The 15,610-nt window shown below is 68.3% G+C and carries 14 protein-coding genes; 11 read left to right on the forward strand and 3 right to left on the reverse strand.

Annotated elements, in window-relative coordinates; all coding sequences use genetic code 11:
• Positions 1-56: 56 nt before the first annotated feature.
• The 7 genes from AB0I34_RS16035 (at position 57) to AB0I34_RS16065 (ending at position 6,723) form a co-directional block, all read left to right on the forward strand.
• A complete protein-coding gene (locus tag AB0I34_RS16035; RefSeq protein WP_360445590.1) occupies positions 57-896 on the forward strand; it encodes an inositol monophosphatase family protein in 840 nt (279 codons plus the stop codon).
• Entirely contained in the window at positions 893-1,846 is a 954-nt protein-coding gene (locus AB0I34_RS16040; protein ID WP_360445592.1) for a sugar ABC transporter permease, read from the forward strand. The genes AB0I34_RS16035 and AB0I34_RS16040 overlap by 4 nt, the downstream gene beginning before the upstream one ends.
• Positions 1,843-2,658: a carbohydrate ABC transporter permease gene (locus AB0I34_RS16045; protein ID WP_360445594.1), complete on the forward strand. Its 816-nt coding sequence runs from the start codon at positions 1,843-1,845 to the stop codon at positions 2,656-2,658. Before AB0I34_RS16040 ends, AB0I34_RS16045 begins: the two co-directional genes overlap by 4 nt.
• On the forward strand, positions 2,655-3,989 hold the full coding sequence (locus AB0I34_RS16050) for an ABC transporter substrate-binding protein (protein WP_360445596.1): 1,335 nt from the start codon (positions 2,655-2,657) through the stop codon (positions 3,987-3,989). The genes AB0I34_RS16045 and AB0I34_RS16050 overlap by 4 nt, the downstream gene beginning before the upstream one ends.
• On the forward strand, positions 3,986-4,663 hold the full coding sequence (locus AB0I34_RS16055) for a glycerophosphodiester phosphodiesterase family protein (protein WP_360445598.1): 678 nt from the start codon (positions 3,986-3,988) through the stop codon (positions 4,661-4,663). Before AB0I34_RS16050 ends, AB0I34_RS16055 begins: the two co-directional genes overlap by 4 nt.
• A gap of 202 nt (positions 4,664-4,865) precedes the next feature.
• On the forward strand, positions 4,866-6,062 hold the full coding sequence (locus AB0I34_RS16060; protein ID WP_360445600.1) for a Gfo/Idh/MocA family oxidoreductase: 1,197 nt from the start codon (positions 4,866-4,868) through the stop codon (positions 6,060-6,062).
• Positions 6,063-6,378: 316 nt separating this feature from the next.
• The gene (locus tag AB0I34_RS16065) at positions 6,379-6,723 is read left to right on the forward strand and encodes a VOC family protein (RefSeq protein WP_360445602.1); all 345 of its coding nucleotides are present in this window, start codon (positions 6,379-6,381) and stop codon (positions 6,721-6,723) included.
• A 10-nt stretch (positions 6,724-6,733) separates the two neighbouring features.
• On the opposite strand, the gene AB0I34_RS16070 is transcribed toward AB0I34_RS16065, so the two are convergent.
• From AB0I34_RS16070 to AB0I34_RS16080, 3 genes are read right to left on the reverse strand one after another with little or no spacing between them, the layout of a single operon-like run.
• Complete coding sequence (locus AB0I34_RS16070) at positions 6,734-7,366, reverse strand: hypothetical protein (protein WP_360445604.1); 633 nt, start codon at positions 7,364-7,366, stop codon at positions 6,734-6,736.
• Positions 7,367-7,411: 45 nt separating this feature from the next.
• Entirely contained in the window at positions 7,412-7,828 is a 417-nt protein-coding gene (locus AB0I34_RS16075; RefSeq protein WP_360445606.1) for a hypothetical protein, read from the reverse strand.
• On the reverse strand, positions 7,825-8,517 hold the full coding sequence (locus AB0I34_RS16080; protein WP_360445608.1) for a GntR family transcriptional regulator: 693 nt from the start codon (positions 8,515-8,517) through the stop codon (positions 7,825-7,827). Before AB0I34_RS16080 ends, AB0I34_RS16075 begins: the two co-directional genes overlap by 4 nt.
• 120 nt (positions 8,518-8,637) lie before the next feature.
• On the opposite strand from AB0I34_RS16080, the gene AB0I34_RS16085 reads away from it, so the two are divergent.
• The 4 genes from AB0I34_RS16085 to AB0I34_RS16100 are packed head-to-tail and all read left to right on the forward strand — an operon-like array spanning position 8,638 to position 15,555.
• The gene (locus AB0I34_RS16085; protein ID WP_360445610.1) at positions 8,638-11,352 is read left to right on the forward strand and encodes a UxaA family hydrolase; all 2,715 of its coding nucleotides are present in this window, start codon (positions 8,638-8,640) and stop codon (positions 11,350-11,352) included.
• Between the two features lie 11 nt (positions 11,353-11,363).
• Positions 11,364-12,254 (forward strand): fumarylacetoacetate hydrolase family protein, encoded by an 891-nt coding sequence (locus tag AB0I34_RS16090; protein ID WP_360445612.1) that lies wholly within the window; start codon positions 11,364-11,366, stop codon positions 12,252-12,254.
• Positions 12,251-13,702: an aldehyde dehydrogenase (NADP(+)) gene (locus AB0I34_RS16095; protein WP_360445614.1), complete on the forward strand. Its 1,452-nt coding sequence runs from the start codon at positions 12,251-12,253 to the stop codon at positions 13,700-13,702. The genes AB0I34_RS16090 and AB0I34_RS16095 overlap by 4 nt, the downstream gene beginning before the upstream one ends.
• Positions 13,699-15,555, forward strand: coding sequence for an IlvD/Edd family dehydratase (locus tag AB0I34_RS16100; protein WP_360445616.1), 1,857 nt, complete (start codon positions 13,699-13,701; stop codon positions 15,553-15,555). Before AB0I34_RS16095 ends, AB0I34_RS16100 begins: the two co-directional genes overlap by 4 nt.
• Positions 15,556-15,610: the final 55 nt, after the last annotated feature.

The raw sequence follows: 15,610 nt of genomic DNA on the forward strand, positions 1-15,610 counted from the left end.
GAGAAAATCACATAGATTCTCTATACGTCACCATAGAACGATGATAATTTCGCGGCGTGCTTAACACTCCGCCCCTCACTGAGCTGCAGACTCTGGCCCTGCGGCTGGCCGCTGCGGCCGGCGAGGAGTTGCTGGCGCGCCAACCAGGTCTATCCATTGATGCCGTCGGTGTCGAGACCAAATCCTCGGCCAGCGACCCGGTCAGCGCCGCGGACCGCGCCTCCGAGAAGCTGATCACCGACGGCCTCAGCGCGGCGCGGCCCGGTGACGGTCTGCTCGGCGAGGAGGGTACGGCGCGGGCCTCGGAGACCGGTCTGACCTGGGTGATCGACCCGCTGGACGGGACGGTGAACTACCTCTACGGCCGTCTCGACTGGTGTGTCTCCATCGCGGTCGAGGACGAGGCTGGTGCACTGGTCGGCGTGGTTCACCAGCCGCGCACGGGCATCACCTGGTCCGCGATCCGCGGCGAGGGCGCGTGGCGCGACGACTTCCGCGTGTGCGCACCACGCGACGTGGTCCCGCTCGGCCCGCCGCGCGACGTCGTACTCGCGTCGGCCCTCGTGAGCACCGGCTTCTCGTACCTGCCCGAGCGTCGCGCCGAACAAGCCGATCACCTCCTGCGCGTGCTGCCCGCCGTACGGGATGTGCGCCGCGGCGGATCGGCCGCCCTCGACCTGTGCTCGGTCGCCGACGGTACGGCGGACGCCTACTACGAGCACCTCATTCAGCCCTGGGACATCGCCGCCGGCGCCCTGATCGCCCGCGAAGCGGGTGTACAGACGATCGGCGGACCCGGGACCGCACTACCGCATGGCATCCTCGCGGCCGAGCCCTCCCTGGCGGCCGCGCTGGTCGAACTGTTAGCCCCGTCAACCCCGAGGAGGCCGGTGTGACCGCACTGGACCTGCCGGTCCGGACTCATCCGGACGAACGCGTTCTGACCGGCGACGCCGACAACCACCGGCGCCGCAGACGCCGCCGCGAGTACGGCCTGTTCGCGCTGCTGGTGGCGCCGAACCTGATCGTGATCGCGGTCTTCGCGTACTGGCCGATCATCTACAACGCGTTCCTCAGCCTGACCGACTGGAACATGATCGCGGCCCGGCCGACGTTCGTTGGCCTGGCCAACTACGCCCGTACGCTGTCCGATCCGGCGTTCCACAAGACGCTGTGGATCACGCTCGTGTTCACCGGACTGATCGTGGTCGGCAGCCTGGTGATCGGCCTCGCGCTGGCGTTCCTGTTCAACCTGCCGCTGAAGGGCCGGGGCGCGGTCCGGACGATGGCGTTCGCGCCGCACGTGCTGTCCGGCGCGGCGGTCGCCACCATCTGGGCGTTCATGTTCGACCCCGGCTACGGCCTGCTGCGAGCACTGATCGAACCGCTCGGCGCCGAGCCGCCGGACTGGATGAACAGCTCCGACTGGGCGCTCCCGGGACTGGTCATCGTGTACCTGTGGAAGAACGTCGGCTTCGCCGCGCTGATCTACCTGGCCGGCCTGCAGGGCCTGCCGAAGGACCTGGACGAGGCGGCGGCGATCGACGGCGCGAGTACCTGGACGAGGTTCTGGGCGATCAAGCTGCCGTTGCTTGCCCCGATCACCTTCTTCCTGCTGATCACCACGGTGATCGGCACGTTCCAGGCGTTCGACGTGATCGCGGTGATGACCGGCGGTGGCCCTGGTGATGCCACCACGACACTGAGTTGGTCGATCTACAACGAAGGTTTCCGGGCGTTCAACGCGGGCCGCGCGGCGACGCTGTCGATCATCATGTTCGTCATCCTGCTGGTCGTGACCACCGTGCAGGCCCGGGTGATGGAGAGGCGGGTGCACTACCGATGAAGACTCGAGCGATCCAGTACGTCGTACTGATCGGGGTGGCGGCCGTGTTCCTCGGCCCGCTCTACTGGCTGATCAGTACGACGGTGAAGCAGCCGACCGAGATCTACCAGTGGCCGCCGTCGTGGTGGCCGGACCACTTCACCTGGGAGAACTTCAAGCTGGCCTGGGAAGCGGCGCCGTTCGACCGGTTCTTCCTGAACTCGACGATCACGACGGTGCTCGGCACCCTGCTCAAGGTGACGAACGCGGTGCTGACGGCGTACGCCTTCGCCTACCTGCGGTTCCCGTTCAAGAAGGTGCTGTTCTTCGGAGTGCTCGGCGCGATGATGGTGCCGGGACACGTGACGCTGCTGCCGAACTACCTCACCGTGGCGACGCTGGGATGGATCAACACCTATGCGGGTCTGATCATCCCGGGCATCGGATCGGCGTTCGCGACGTTCCTGATGCGCCAGCACTTCCTCACCCTGCCGACCGAGGTGACGGATGCGGCCGCGGTCGACGGGGCCGGGCATCTACGGACCCTGTGGCGCGTCGTACTGCCGATGTCGCGGCCGATGCTGGTCACGGTCGTGGTGATCACCGCCGTGGAGGAGTGGAACAACTTCGTCTGGCCGCTGATCGTGACCAACTCGGCCTCGATGCGGACGCTGCCGATCGGCCTGCTGATCCTGAAGACCGAGGAGGGCGTGGCGAGCTGGGGCACCATCATGGCCGGCACCCTGATGATGCTGGCGCCGATGCTGGTGATCTTCCTCATCGCGCAGCGCTACATCGTCGGCGGACTCACCCAGGGAGCGTTGAAGGGATGACGATGCCCAAAATCATGCGCCGCAGGATGTTCTTGGGACTTGCGGCCGGTACCACCCTCGCGGGCTGCGGCTACCGGTCGGTCGACGCGGAGTACTCGCAGCCGCCGGGTGCGGTGCCGGCGAAGTACGGCAACCGGGTCCGGGTCGTGTTCTGGACGTCGTACGGCGGCGCGAACGGCAAGGCGGTCGACAAGCTCGTTGCCAAGTTCAACGACTCGCAACAGGACGTCTACGTCGAGGTGCAGTTCCAGGGCAGCTACGACGACGTGGCCCAGAAGGTCGCGGCAGCGCTGGTCGCCAAGCAGGCACCGGACCTGGCCATCCTGTCGGACGTGACCTGGGAGCGGTTCTTCCTCAACGACGCACTCGAGCCGTTGAACAGCTACTTCACCGACGGGTTCGGACCGGCCGTGTTCCAGCAGAAGCTCTTCGGCGAGTACGTCGTGAAGGGGCAGAGCTGGGCGGTTCCGTTCGCCCGCAGTACGCCGATCCTCTACTACAACAAGGACGCGTTCGCGAAGGCCGGCCTGCCGGACCGGGCGCCGCGGACCTGGAGCGAGCTGCGGTCCTGGGGGCCGGAGCTGTCGAAGGTGCAGTCCGGTGGACGCTCGCTGCGCACGCTCGCGCTCGCCAAGGTCGACGGCGACTGGCAGTTCCAGGGCAACGTCTGGCAGTTCGGCGGCGCGTACTCCAAGGGCCTCGACGTCACCATCGACCAGGACGGTGCCGTCGCGGCCGGCGAGTGGCAGCGGCAGATGGTGCATGTGGACAAGCTGGCCTACATGGCCCACAGCCCGAGCACCGACTTCGCGAACGGGCTGGTCGCGATGATGCAGGAGTCGACCGGTGGCCTGAAGAGCATGACCAGCAAGGCGAAGTTCCCCGTCGGCGCCGGCTTCATCCCGTCCGAGGTCGCGTCCGGGCTCGCCACCGGCGGAGGCGGCATCGGGATGATGCGCAACATCTCCACCGAGCGGAAGCAGGCCGCCGCGACGTTCCTGACCTTCCTCGCCCTGCCGGAGAACTCGGCCTTCTGGACCGCGCAGACCGGGTACCTCCCGGTGGTCGACAAGGCCAGGGAGAATCCGGATCTGAAGAAGCTGATCGCCGAGCAGCCGAACTTCGGCGTCGCGATCGCGCAGCTCACCAACGCCCGGCAGCAGGACGGCATCCGGCTCTACGGCCGGAACGCGAACGTCGCGATCTACACCGGGCTGCAGCAGATCTATGCCGACAACACGCCGGTGAAGAAGGTGTTCGGCTCGGTCGCCAAGCGGCTCGAGGCGATCGGAGACGAGGTCAAGCGACTCTACGAGGAGAAAGTTCTGTGATCATCACCGGCCACCGTGGCGCGCTCGGTACCGAACCCGAGAACACGCTGCGGTCCTTCCGGCGGGCGGTCGCTGACGGCTGCGACGAGATCGAGCTGGACCTGCGGGTCACGGCCGACGGTGAGCTCGTGATCATGCACGACGCCACCGTCGACCGGACGACCTCCGGGTCCGGCGAGATCGCCGCGATGTCGTACGACGAGTTGCGGTCGCTCGACGCCGGTCTCGGTGAGGTGGTGCCGACGTGGGCCGAGACGGCCGCCGAGATCGGCATCCGCTTCCAGGCCGAGGTGAAGGCTGTCGACGCCATCCCGCTACTGGTCGAGTCGCTGCAGGCGGACCCGTCGCTGGCGGCGCGGACGCTGGTCACGTCGTTCCATCCGGAGATCCTGCTGGCGGTACGGCGCGCGATGCCGACTGCGTCCACCGGCCGGATCTTCGGGCGTACTCCTGCGATCTCCGACGTACTCATGCTGACGAAGGAGGCCGACGCAGGTACGGCGCTCTGCGGGATCGCCGGCCTGACCGCGGACGGTGTGGCGGAGCTCCAGGCCACGGGGCTGGAGGTCACCGCCTGGCCGGTACCGGACCAGGACACCCTGGTCCGGGCAGCGGCCCTCGGCGTCAACGGCATCACCACCGACAACCCGCACTTGCTACACCGAGTGGCATAGAGCGGACCGCCAGGCCATCACATCTGACCCACCCCGCTGAGTCCCAGCGTGCCACTCCCGCGAACCCGCACATTGTGATGGCCTGGCGGTCCGGACCCCGCCGCCGCCTCCCCGGCGAGTCGGGGGTGCGTGGCCCGCGTCACACGTTCCAACGTCTGAATTTGTTCTTCCGTGGAAGAAAAATGTGTGATTGCCTATCCGCATGGGATTCAGCATCGGTGTGGTCGGCGCCGGCCAGTTCGCCCCTTCGTTCCTGCGGCTGTGGTCCGCGCACCCGGACGTGTCCGACGTGCGACTGACCGACGTACTGCCGGAACGGACCGCCGAGATGGCGGCCACGCAGGGCATCTCGATCACCTACCAGTCGTTCGAGGAGATGCTCGCCTCCGACGTGGACGCGGTGGCGATCTTCACCCAGCGGTGGCTGCACGGTGAGATGGCGATCCGCGCGCTGGAGGCCGGCAAGCACGTCTACTCGACCGTCCCGATGGCGATCGAGGCGGACCAGATCGCCCGCATCATCGAGCTGGTCAAGGAGACCGGCCTGACCTACATGATGGGCGAGACCAGCTTCTACTACCCGTCGTCGGTCTACTGCCGGAACAAGCTCGCCGCCGGTGAGTTCGGCCGGGTCTTCTACTCCGAGGGCGACTACGTCCACGACATGGACCTCGGCTTCTACGCGGCGTACCAGTACAGCGGCGGCGAGGAGTGGAAGAAGACCGCGTCGTTCCCGCCCATGCTCTACCCGACGCATGCCGTCGGCAACGTTCTCTCGGTGACCGGCCAGCACGCCACGCACGTGTCCTGCATCGGTGTGAAGGACGACCGCGGCGACGGCGTCTTCGACAAGGACGTCAGCCAGTTCGACAACGACTTCAGCAACGCCACTGCGCTGTTCAAGCTGGCCGACGGCGGAGTGATGCGGACGAACGAGATGCGCCGCGTCGGCTACCCGTCGCACATCCGTGAGTCGCGGCTGCGGGTGTTCGGCACCGAGGGCAGCTTCGAGCAACTCGCCACCACCACGGTCTGGCAGACCAAGGAGGGTGTCGAGGACATCAGCCAGCTGATGGAGACGAAGCCGAGCAGCTCGATGGACGACGCCGACCTGGCGAACGTCGACCCGGCACTGCGGGACGCGTTCCGGTCCGGTCTGTCGCCGGTGCACGACCGGAGCCGGCTGCCCGCCGAGTTCGACGGCATGCACAACGGCCACGAGGGGTCACACCACTTCCTCGCCGACGACTTCGTCCGCGCGGTCGCCGACAAGACCCTCCCACCCGTCAACGCCTGGGTCGCCGCCCGCTACACCCTCCCCGGCATCTACGCCCACCAGTCGGCTCTGCAGGGCGGCGTACAACTCGAGATCCCCGACCACGGAGACGCTCCGGCCTGAGCATCCCGGGAGCACGAGCCCCTGGGTGCTCCCGTACCCGCTCCTCCGTCGCGACCGCATCGGGCGCTCTTACCCACCTCCCGGCGTGCTTCTCGCGGAGCTTCTTCGGGAGCACACGAGTGGGCGAGCCCTCGTGTGCTGCCGCGGGAGCTCCGTTCGCCGAGCCCACGGACTATCGGCTGCTTGTGACGGACCTGCAGCACTCACCAAAGCCACCTCCGGTGGCGGACGTCGGGTGATTTGAGCGGGCGCGTTGACCACCCGCACCGGTTGGTGAGTGCCCGGCGTCCGCCCTCCTCTGCCAGTAGGATCCGGTATGGCTCTGGACTTGTTCGCGGGGATCTCGGTCAGCGACTACGCGGCCGCGGTCGATTGGTACACGAAGCTGCTGGGGGCGCCGCCGAGCTTTCTGCCGAACGACATCGAGGCGGTCTGGGAGGTCGGCGACCACCAGTTCCTCTACATCGAGGTCGTTCCCGAGCACGCCGGCCACGCTCAGCACACCCTCTTCGTCGAGGACTTCGAGGCCCGGATCCAGGCGATCTCCGAGCGCGGCATCGAACCCGCGCAACGCGAGACCTACGAGAACGGCGTACGCCACGTCACGTACTACGACCCCGAGGGCAACGAGATCTCCTACGGCGGCGCCCCGCTGGAGTAACGCCGGTTGGTCACGGTTCGTGGTCGGCGCGGTGGCGGACGAGGTCGGGGAGGAAGTTCTCCAGGTTGCCGATCTCCTCGATGTGGTGACGGATCCAGGCCGCGAGCTTGGGGGCGGGGAACGCGCGGGTGTGCGCCACGCTGTTGAGGAACAGGCCGCCCAGCACCGTGGTGTCGCCCAGCGTGAGGCGGGTCGTGTAGCGGCTGCCGCCGTGGTACGGCTCGAACTCGTTCTCGAGCCGGACGATCGACGTACCGAGGATGCGTTTGGAGATGATCGCGAACTGCTGGTCGACCGTCTCGACGGTGACCTGGAGATCGATCAGGTTGGCGAGGTCACGGCCCAGCGCCTCCTTGATGTGCAGCCGGGCGCCGGGAGCGACCACCTGGCCGGGGGTCGTCAGCTCGTACGAGATGTGGTCCAACGGGTGCCAGACGAGGTACCGCGGCCAGGTGGCACCGGCGTACCGCATCGTCCCGGGCACGTGGCCGTACCACCAGGCGAGCATCTCCGGCGTCACCTGGTCGAGCGGCGCGTGCCGGATCGTGACGACGGTCCGCCCACCGTCCGGAGACGTCGACACCCGCGCCGACTCCGTCGGCCGCAACGGCCACAGAACAGGCCGCGGAGCAGGAAGTTCCACAGCATCCATCCCCCCGCCGTGCCCCAACCCCATCACCGCAAACCCTCAGTCTCGAACCGCGATCCGATCCACCAATTCCCACGGCAGCACACGGACGTCGACCGCCGTCTGCCCCTCGAGTTCGGCCCGCAACAGCCGATGAATCCCGTCGAGGATCGTGACCCGTCCGTCCGGTCGGCGTACGACGTCCAGCGGGTGACTCAGGTCGGCCGCCATCGTCCGTTCGTACTGCTCGCGATACAGCATCGGATCACCCGCGACCTGGTACGGCGTGACCTGAAACGGCCGGCCGTCGTACGCCCAGAAGGGGAGGTCGAGATGCCCGGCGAGCTCACAAACCGGAACGCGAAGGGTCGGTAGTTCCAGCTGGTGGAGGAGCGAGAGGTCCCAGTGGAAGTCGAGGATGTACGACGACAGCTCCGGCGGGACCTGGTCAGCCAGGGGGAAGGGACGGCGGGTCACTCGTAGATCTTGCGCAGCCGGAGCGTCATCGAGTTTTCGATGTGTTGGGTCATCGCGTACTCGGCGGCGGCGGGGTCGCCGGATGCGATGGTTTCGACCAGCGTGCGGTGTTCGGTGAGGACCTCGGGGCCGATGTCGCGGTCGTAGTGGAGGCGGAAGATGTGCAGGTGGCAGTGGGTGCGCTCGAACGCGAGCCGGACCTGCTCGCTGCCGGACAGCCCCGCGATCAGCGAGTGGAAACGGTTGTCGTGCGCGGTCAGCGACTTGTAGCCGGCGTAGTCGACCGACGTCGGCTCGACCGCGTTCGCCAGCTCGGTCCGCAGCCGGTCACGCCCGTGGTCGTCGATCAGCTCGGCCGCCCGCCGTGCCGCCCACGGCTCCAGCAGTAGCCGGAACCGGTACAGGTCGTCGAACTCCTCCAGCGTGAGCAGCGGCGTCGCGCGGTATCCCTTGAGCGGTTCCTTGACCGCCAACCCCTCCGACTCCAGCCGCGCCAGCGCCTCCCGCACCGGCGTCGACGACACCTGGAACTCCCGCGCCAGCCCGTCGATCGAGATCCGCGCGCCGGGCCGGATGACGTGGTCCATCAGCATCGTCTTGATGGCCTCGTACACGTCGTCGGCGAGCATCTGCCGCCGGAGCAGCCGCCGGTCCTGCGGCGCCACGGTCCCGAGGGTGGGTTCCGTCATCGGCTCTCTCCGGATCCTGGTCGCGGTCTTGACCCGGCCGGTCGTCTTCGGCAGGGTGGCACTGTAATCATGCATCATGCACGATTCGACCCGGGCTAGCTACGGGAAGGCAGAAAACGAATGGTGAGGTTCGAACAGGTCGGAGTCCTGCCCGAGCCGGGGGACAACGTTGCAATCGCCTCCCGCCGGCTCGAAGCCGGGACGCAGATCGAGCTCGGCGACGCTGTGGTCACGCTGCCACACACCGTGCTCGAGGGGCACCGCTTCGTAGTCGCTCCAGTGGCTCCCGGTGAGGCGCTGACCTCCTGGAATACCCCGTTCGCCCGCGCGTCCCGCGACCTGGTCCCCGGCGACTACGTGTGTACGCCGACCAGCCTCGCGGCAGTCACCGCCCGCGGGGTCGAGGGCCTTCCGGACGAGCCTTCGGCCACCAACGAGCCGCTCGACCCGTACGAGCTGGACGAGTCCGCACTGAACTTCGGCGCGCAGGTGACCAGTGTCGAGCAGCCCGGAACGTTCCTCGGCTACCCCCGCGAGCAGGGCCCGGCCGGCACACGCAACCACGTCGTTGTGATGGCGACCAGTTCCCGCAGCAGCGGGTTCGTCACCGAGCTCGCCCGTCGCTTCGACGGCGCGGCTGCCGGGGACGGCGTCGTACCCGTCGCTCACACCGAGGGCGGCGAGGACGAGGTCCCGAACAACCTGCATTTCCTGCTCGCGACGCTGGCCGGCTTCACCCTGAATCCGAACGTCGGCGCCGTACTGATCGTCGACACCGAGGACGACGTGGTGTCCGGCCAGGCGATCAAGGACTTCATGGCGGAGCACGACTATCCGTCGATCAAGGTCCCGTACGCGTACTTCACCCGCAGGGCCGGCTTCGAGCACGACCTCACCGAAGCCGGCGCGCTGGTCGAGCCGTGGCTGCCGGTCGTGGACGCCCAGCAGCGCGAGGAGGTCCCGCTCGCCGACCTCAAGATCGCTTTGCAATGCGGTGGATCCGACGCGTTCTCGGGTATCTCGGCCAATCCGCTGGCCGGTCTCGTCGGTGCGGAGGTGATCAAGCACGGCGGCGCCGCCGTACTCGCGGAGACCGACGAGCTGATCGGCGCGGAACCCTATGTGCTGAAGAACGTCCGCGACCTCGCGACCGCGCGGCGGTTCCTCGCCACCATTCGCTCGTTCAAGGAACGCGTCGGCTGGCACGGTCACACCGCGGAGGGCAACCCGTCCGGCGGCAACGTGTACCGCGGCCTCTACAACATCGTCCTCAAGTCGATCGGCGCGGCGCGGAAGTTGCCGCGCGAGGTGCGGCTGGACCACGTGATCGACTACGGCGAACCGCTGCCCGGCAACGGCTACATCTTCATGGACAGCCCCGGCAACGACCTCGAGTCGGTCGCGGGCCAGATCGGCAGCGGCTGCAACCTGATCTTCTTCACCACCGGGAACGGCTCGATCACGAACTTCCCGTTCGTGCCCACGCTGAAGTTCGTCACCACCCACGACCGGTACGAGCGTCTGCACGCCGAGATGGACGTGGACGCCGGCCGCTACCTCACCGGTACGCCGATGGCCGAGCTGACCGCGGACACCTTCGACCTGACCGTCCGGGTCGCGTCCGGCGAGCCGAGCGCGGGGGAGCGGGCCGGCCACAGCCAGGTGTCGATCTGGCGGAACTGGAAGCAGAGCGGTCCGCGCGAAGGCATCTCGATCACCACCGACGGCCGGATGAGCCGCAAGCTCCTCGACCTGCCGGCCGAGGACCGCGACGCTCCGCTGGACGGTCTTCCGCTGGCGGGTCTTGGCTCCAACGCCCGGGCTGCCGTACGGCTGTTGCAGGTTGACGACCGGCTGGTGCCGGAGGCCGTGGGGCTGATCCTGCCGACCAGCCTGTGCTCGGGGCAGATCGCGCTGCGGCTCGCGGCGCAAGGTGAACTGGAGAAGTGGGCCGGCGACGCGGTCACGCGGATGGTCGCGCTGCCGCACACCGAGGGCTGCGGCAGCAGTGGCGGCGCCTCCGAGGAGACGTTCGCGCGCACGATGCTCGGCTACCTGCTCCACCCCAACACGCGGATCGCGCTCCTGCTCGAGCACGGCTGCGAGAAGACCCACAACGACTACTTCCGGTCGCGCCTGGTCGAAGCCGGCGCGGACCCGTCCCGCTTCGGTTGGGCGAGCATCCAGGCCGACGGTGGCCTGGACGCGGTCGGCGCGAAGGTGCGCGACTGGTTCAACAGCTTCGACCTGGACGCTCCGGTCGAGCACGCCGGGACCCTCGGCGAACTCACCATCGGGCTGGAGGCGCGTGGCCCGCTGACCGCCGAGACCGCTGAGGCGCTGGCGTTGGTCGGTCGCGACATCGTCGGCTCTGGTGGATCCGTTGTCCTCTCGTCCCGAGGCGGACTGCTCGCGCACGACGGCTTCCGTCGTACGGCGTTCGGCTCGGACGCGGCCGTGGGGCCGACCATCGCGCACGGGCAGCGGTTCGCGGCGCGGGGGTGGCACGTGATGCGGATGCCTGGCACGGACTGGATGGAGACGGCGACCGGTTTCGGCGCGTCCGGCGTCCAGCAGATCCTCGCGCACGTTGCCGGCGGCACCTTGTCCGCACAGCGCTTCGTCCCGGTCGTTGAGTTCAGCAACGATCCCGAGACGGTGGCGAAGTACGGCGACGACCTCGACGCGGTGGCCACCGGCAACGCCGTGGACCAGGCCCGGATCGGTCTCGACACCATCGCGGCGGTGGCGAGCCGGCAGTTCGTTCCGAAGGCGGTTGCGTCAGGCAACGTCGGCTTCCAGATCACCCGCGGTCTCCTCGGCACCTCGATGTGAAAGGCATCTCTATGCATGTGGTCCGTTACCAGTCCCCGGACGGTCGGCCCGTTGTCGGTGTGCGTACCGATGACACCGTGGCGCCCGTCGAAGGCGTCGGCAGCTTCGCGGAGTTGCTGCGGCTCCCGCTCGACGACCTGAAGACAGCGGTCGCCAAGCTCGGGGAGCCGGTCCCGGTCGACGGCCTGAAGTTCCTGCCGCCTCTCGACGGGCGGGGTGAGGTCTGGTGTGCGGGCGTCACCTACGAGCGGTCCCGTGGTGCGCGGATGGAGGAGAGCACCGAGCAGTCCGTGTACGACAAGGTCTACACGGCCGATCGGCCGGAGCTCTTCCAGAAGGCCCCGGCTTGGCGCGTGGTGGCCGACGGTGAACCGGTCGGCATCCGCGTGGACTCGGGTCACGATGTACCCGAGCCTGAGCTCGCGGTCGTCGCCAACAGCCACGGCGAGATCGTCGGCTTCACGGTGTGCAATGACATGAGCTCGCGGTCGATCGAGGGCGTGAACCCGCTGTACGTACCGCAGGCCAAGCTGTTCGCCGGTGGCTGCTCGCTGGCGGCCGGCATCCGGCCCGCCTGGGAGGTCGAGAACCCGAAGGACCTGAGCATCGATCTGGTCATCGAGCGCGACGGCGACGAGGTGTTCGTGGGTACGACGTCCACCGCGAAGCTGGTGCGGGAGCTGCAGGACCTGATCGACGTACTGTTCGTGCCGAACGACTTCCCGGACGGTGTGATCCTGGCGACCGGAACCGGGATCGTGCCCGAGTTGGACTTCGCGCTGGCCGAGGGCGACGTCATCACGATCACGATCGCCGAGGTCGGCACGCTGACGAATACGGTGGCCGTCGGCCGGGAACCGTTCGCGTTCCTGGCGACCGAGAACCTGGAGGAGAAGCGATGATCCCGGACACCACCCCCGCCGAGCTCGAGCAGGCGCTGGCCGGCGCCGCGGCTGCCGCACCGGCGCTGGGCGCCGCGGAGCCCGCCGTACGGGCCGGGTGGATCCGCACGGTGGCGGATGCCCTGGACGCGGCGGCGGACGAACTGGTACCGATCGCGATGCGGGAGTCGTCGCTGCCGGAGGCGCGGCTGCGCGGCGAGGTCGCGCGGAGCACCGGCCAGCTGCGGATGTTCGCCGAGGTGCTGGAAGAAGGCTCGCTGCTCGAGGTCATCATCGACACCGCGGACGCGCAGGCGAAGCCGGTGCCGCGGCCGGATCTGCGCCGCGTCCTGGTGCCGCTCGGACCGGTGCTGGTGTTTGCCGCCAGCAACTTCCCGTTCGCCTTCAGTGTCTGTGGCGGCGACACCGCCTCGGCTTTGGCTGCCGGGTGTCCGGTGATCGTCAAGGCACACCCCGGTCATCCTGAGCTGTCCGCGCGGACCGCCGACGTGATGATCGCGGCGCTGGCCTCGGCCGGTGCCCCGGCTGGTTCGTTCGGTCTGATCCAGGGCTTCGACGTTGGTGTGACCGCGCTGAAGGACCCGCGGATCACGGCGGCCGGCTTCACCGGCTCGGTTCCGGCCGGCAAGGCGCTGCACGAGATCGCGGTCACCCGGCCGGAGCCGATCCCGTTCTACGGTGAGCTCGGCAGCCTGAACCCGGTCTTCGTCACCCAGGCCGCGATCGATGCCCGGGGCAAAGACATCGCGACCGGGTACGTCGGGTCGTTCACCCTCGGCGTCGGTCAGTTCTGCACGAAGCCGGGTCTGCTCTTCCTGCCCGCCGGCCACGGTCTGCAGGACCAGTTGGCGTCGTCGGTCGGTGGAGTCGCCGAGGCGCCGATGCTGAACGACCGCATCAAGGACGGCTTCGGCTCAGGCCTCGACCGGCTGCAGAAGGTCGACGGTGTTCGGGTCTGGGCGTCCGGTAGCGCGACGTTGCTGCAGACAACAGTCGCCGAGTTGCTGGCGCGTCGCGACGAGATCCTCGAGGAGTGCTTCGGACCGGTTTCGATCGTTGTCGAGTACAGCGGCGTGGAGGAGCTCCGCGCTGCTGTCGAAGCCTTCGAGGGAAACCTGACCGCGACGCTGCACGCCGAGTCGTCTGACACCTACTTGGCCGCGGAGTTGCTGCCGTTGCTGACGGCAAGGGCCGGAAGGGTGCTGTGGAACGGCTGGCCGACCGGTGTCGCCGTGTCGTGGGCACAGCACCACGGCGGGCCGTTTCCGTCGACCGTCGGCTCGATCCACACCAGCGTCGGCGTGACCGCAGCCCGCCGGTTCCAGCGACCGGTTGCCTACCAGGACACGCCGGACGCGGTGCTGCCCGACGTACTCAAGGATGCGAACCCGAGCGGCATCAGCCGCCGGGTGAACGGGACCGTGACTACAGGTGAGGTGCCTCGATGACCGATCTGCCACCGACCAGCGACCCGCGCGACGCCTCCGTGCCGCCGGACAGCGGTGATCCGACGCCGGAGAAGACCGGGACGGCCGGCGTGCCGGAGCGTCCCGACGCGCCGATCGGGCGGCGGAGTTTCGACCACTGGTTCGGTGAGAAGGACCGCAACGGCTTCATCCACCGGTCCTGGATGCGTGCGCAGGGCTTCTCCGACGAGGTGTTCGACGGCCGCCCGGTGATCGGCATCTGCAACACCTGGTCCGAGCTCACCCCCTGCAACGCGCACCTGCGCCGGCTGGCCGACTCGGTGAAGCGCGGCGTCTGGCAGGCCGGCGGGTTCCCGCTCGAGTTCCCGGTGATGTCGCTCGGCGAGACCATGCTCCGGCCGACCGCCATGCTGTTCCGGAACCTGCTCAGCATGGACGTCGAGGAGTCGCTGCGCGGCAACCCCATCGACGGGGCCATCCTGCTGACCGGCTGCGACAAGACCACACCGGGCTCGATCATGGGCGCCGCGAGCGTCGACCTGCCCACCCTGGTGGTGACCGGCGGTCCCATGTTGAACGGTAAATTCCGCGGCTGCGACATCGGCTCGGGTACGGCGGTCTGGCGGTTCACTCAGGACCGCAACGCAGGCCGGATGACCGAGGCCGACTACGCGGCGGCCGAGTCCGGCATGTCCCGCAGCAACGGACACTGCATGACCATGGGTACGGCGTCCACGATGGCGTGCATGGCCGAGGCGCTGGGCCTGCAGCTGACCGGTTCCGCGGCCATCCCCGCGGTCGACTCCCGCCGCTACTCGATCGCTCAGCAGGCCGGTCAGCGGATCGTCCAGATGGTCCACGAAGACCTGAAGCCGAGCGACATCCTGACCCGCGACGCCTTCGCGAACGCGGTCCGCGCGAACGCGGCGATCGGCGGCTCGACCAACGCGGTCATCCACCTGCTCGCGATCGCCGGCCGGGTCGGCGTCGACCTGACGCTGGACGACATGGACGAGTGGGCCCGCGGCGTGCCGTGGCTCGTCGACCTGCAGCCGTCCGGCAAGTACCTGATGGAGGACTTCTACTACGCCGGCGGCCTGCCCGCGGTGATGAAGGAGATCCTGCCGTTGATCAAGGCCGACGCGATCACCGTGACCGGCAAGACCATGGGCGAGAACGTCGCCAACGCGGAGCGGACCGACTGGAGTGGTCAGGAGGGTCAGCCGGCGACCGCCGTGATCCGGCCTGTCGGCGATCCGCTGGGCAGTGGCGCGGGAACCGCCGTACTGAAGGGGAATCTCGCGCCGGACGGTGCCGTGATCAAGCAGTCTGCGGCGTCCGAGCGGTTGTTGCAGCATCGCGGTAAGGCACTGGTGTTCAGCAGCATCGAGGAGTACGACAAGGCCGTCGAGGACCCGGATCTCGACGTCGACGAGGACACCGTGCTGGTGCTGCAGAACTCCGGCCCGCGGGGCTACCCGGGGATGCCCGAGGTCGGCAACATGACGATCCCGCGCAAGCTGGCCGAGATCGGTGTCGACGACATGGTGCGCATCTCGGACGCCCGGATGAGCGGTACGGCGTACGGCACCGTCGTACTGCATGTCACTCCGGAGGCGGCTGTTGGTGGGCCGTTGGCGTTGGTGCGGACCGGTGACTGGATCGAGCTGGACGTGCCGGCGAGGCGGTTGCATCTGGACGTGCCGGACGAGGAGCTGGAGAAGCGGCGCGCCGACTGGCAGCCGCCGGCGCCACCGACCGATCGCGGCTGGGCACGGCTGTACGTCGACCACGTGACGCAGGCCAACCAGGGCTGCGACCTGGACTTCCTCATCGGCCGAACCGGTTCGGCCGTAGCCAGGCAGAGCCACTGATGGCATCCGCACAACAACCCCCGACCGAAGCGAGGGTTTCGTCTTGGGGACCATT

Source organism: Kribbella sp. NPDC050281 (assembly GCF_040655855.1).
Lineage (GTDB): Bacteria > Actinomycetota > Actinomycetes > Propionibacteriales > Kribbellaceae > Kribbella.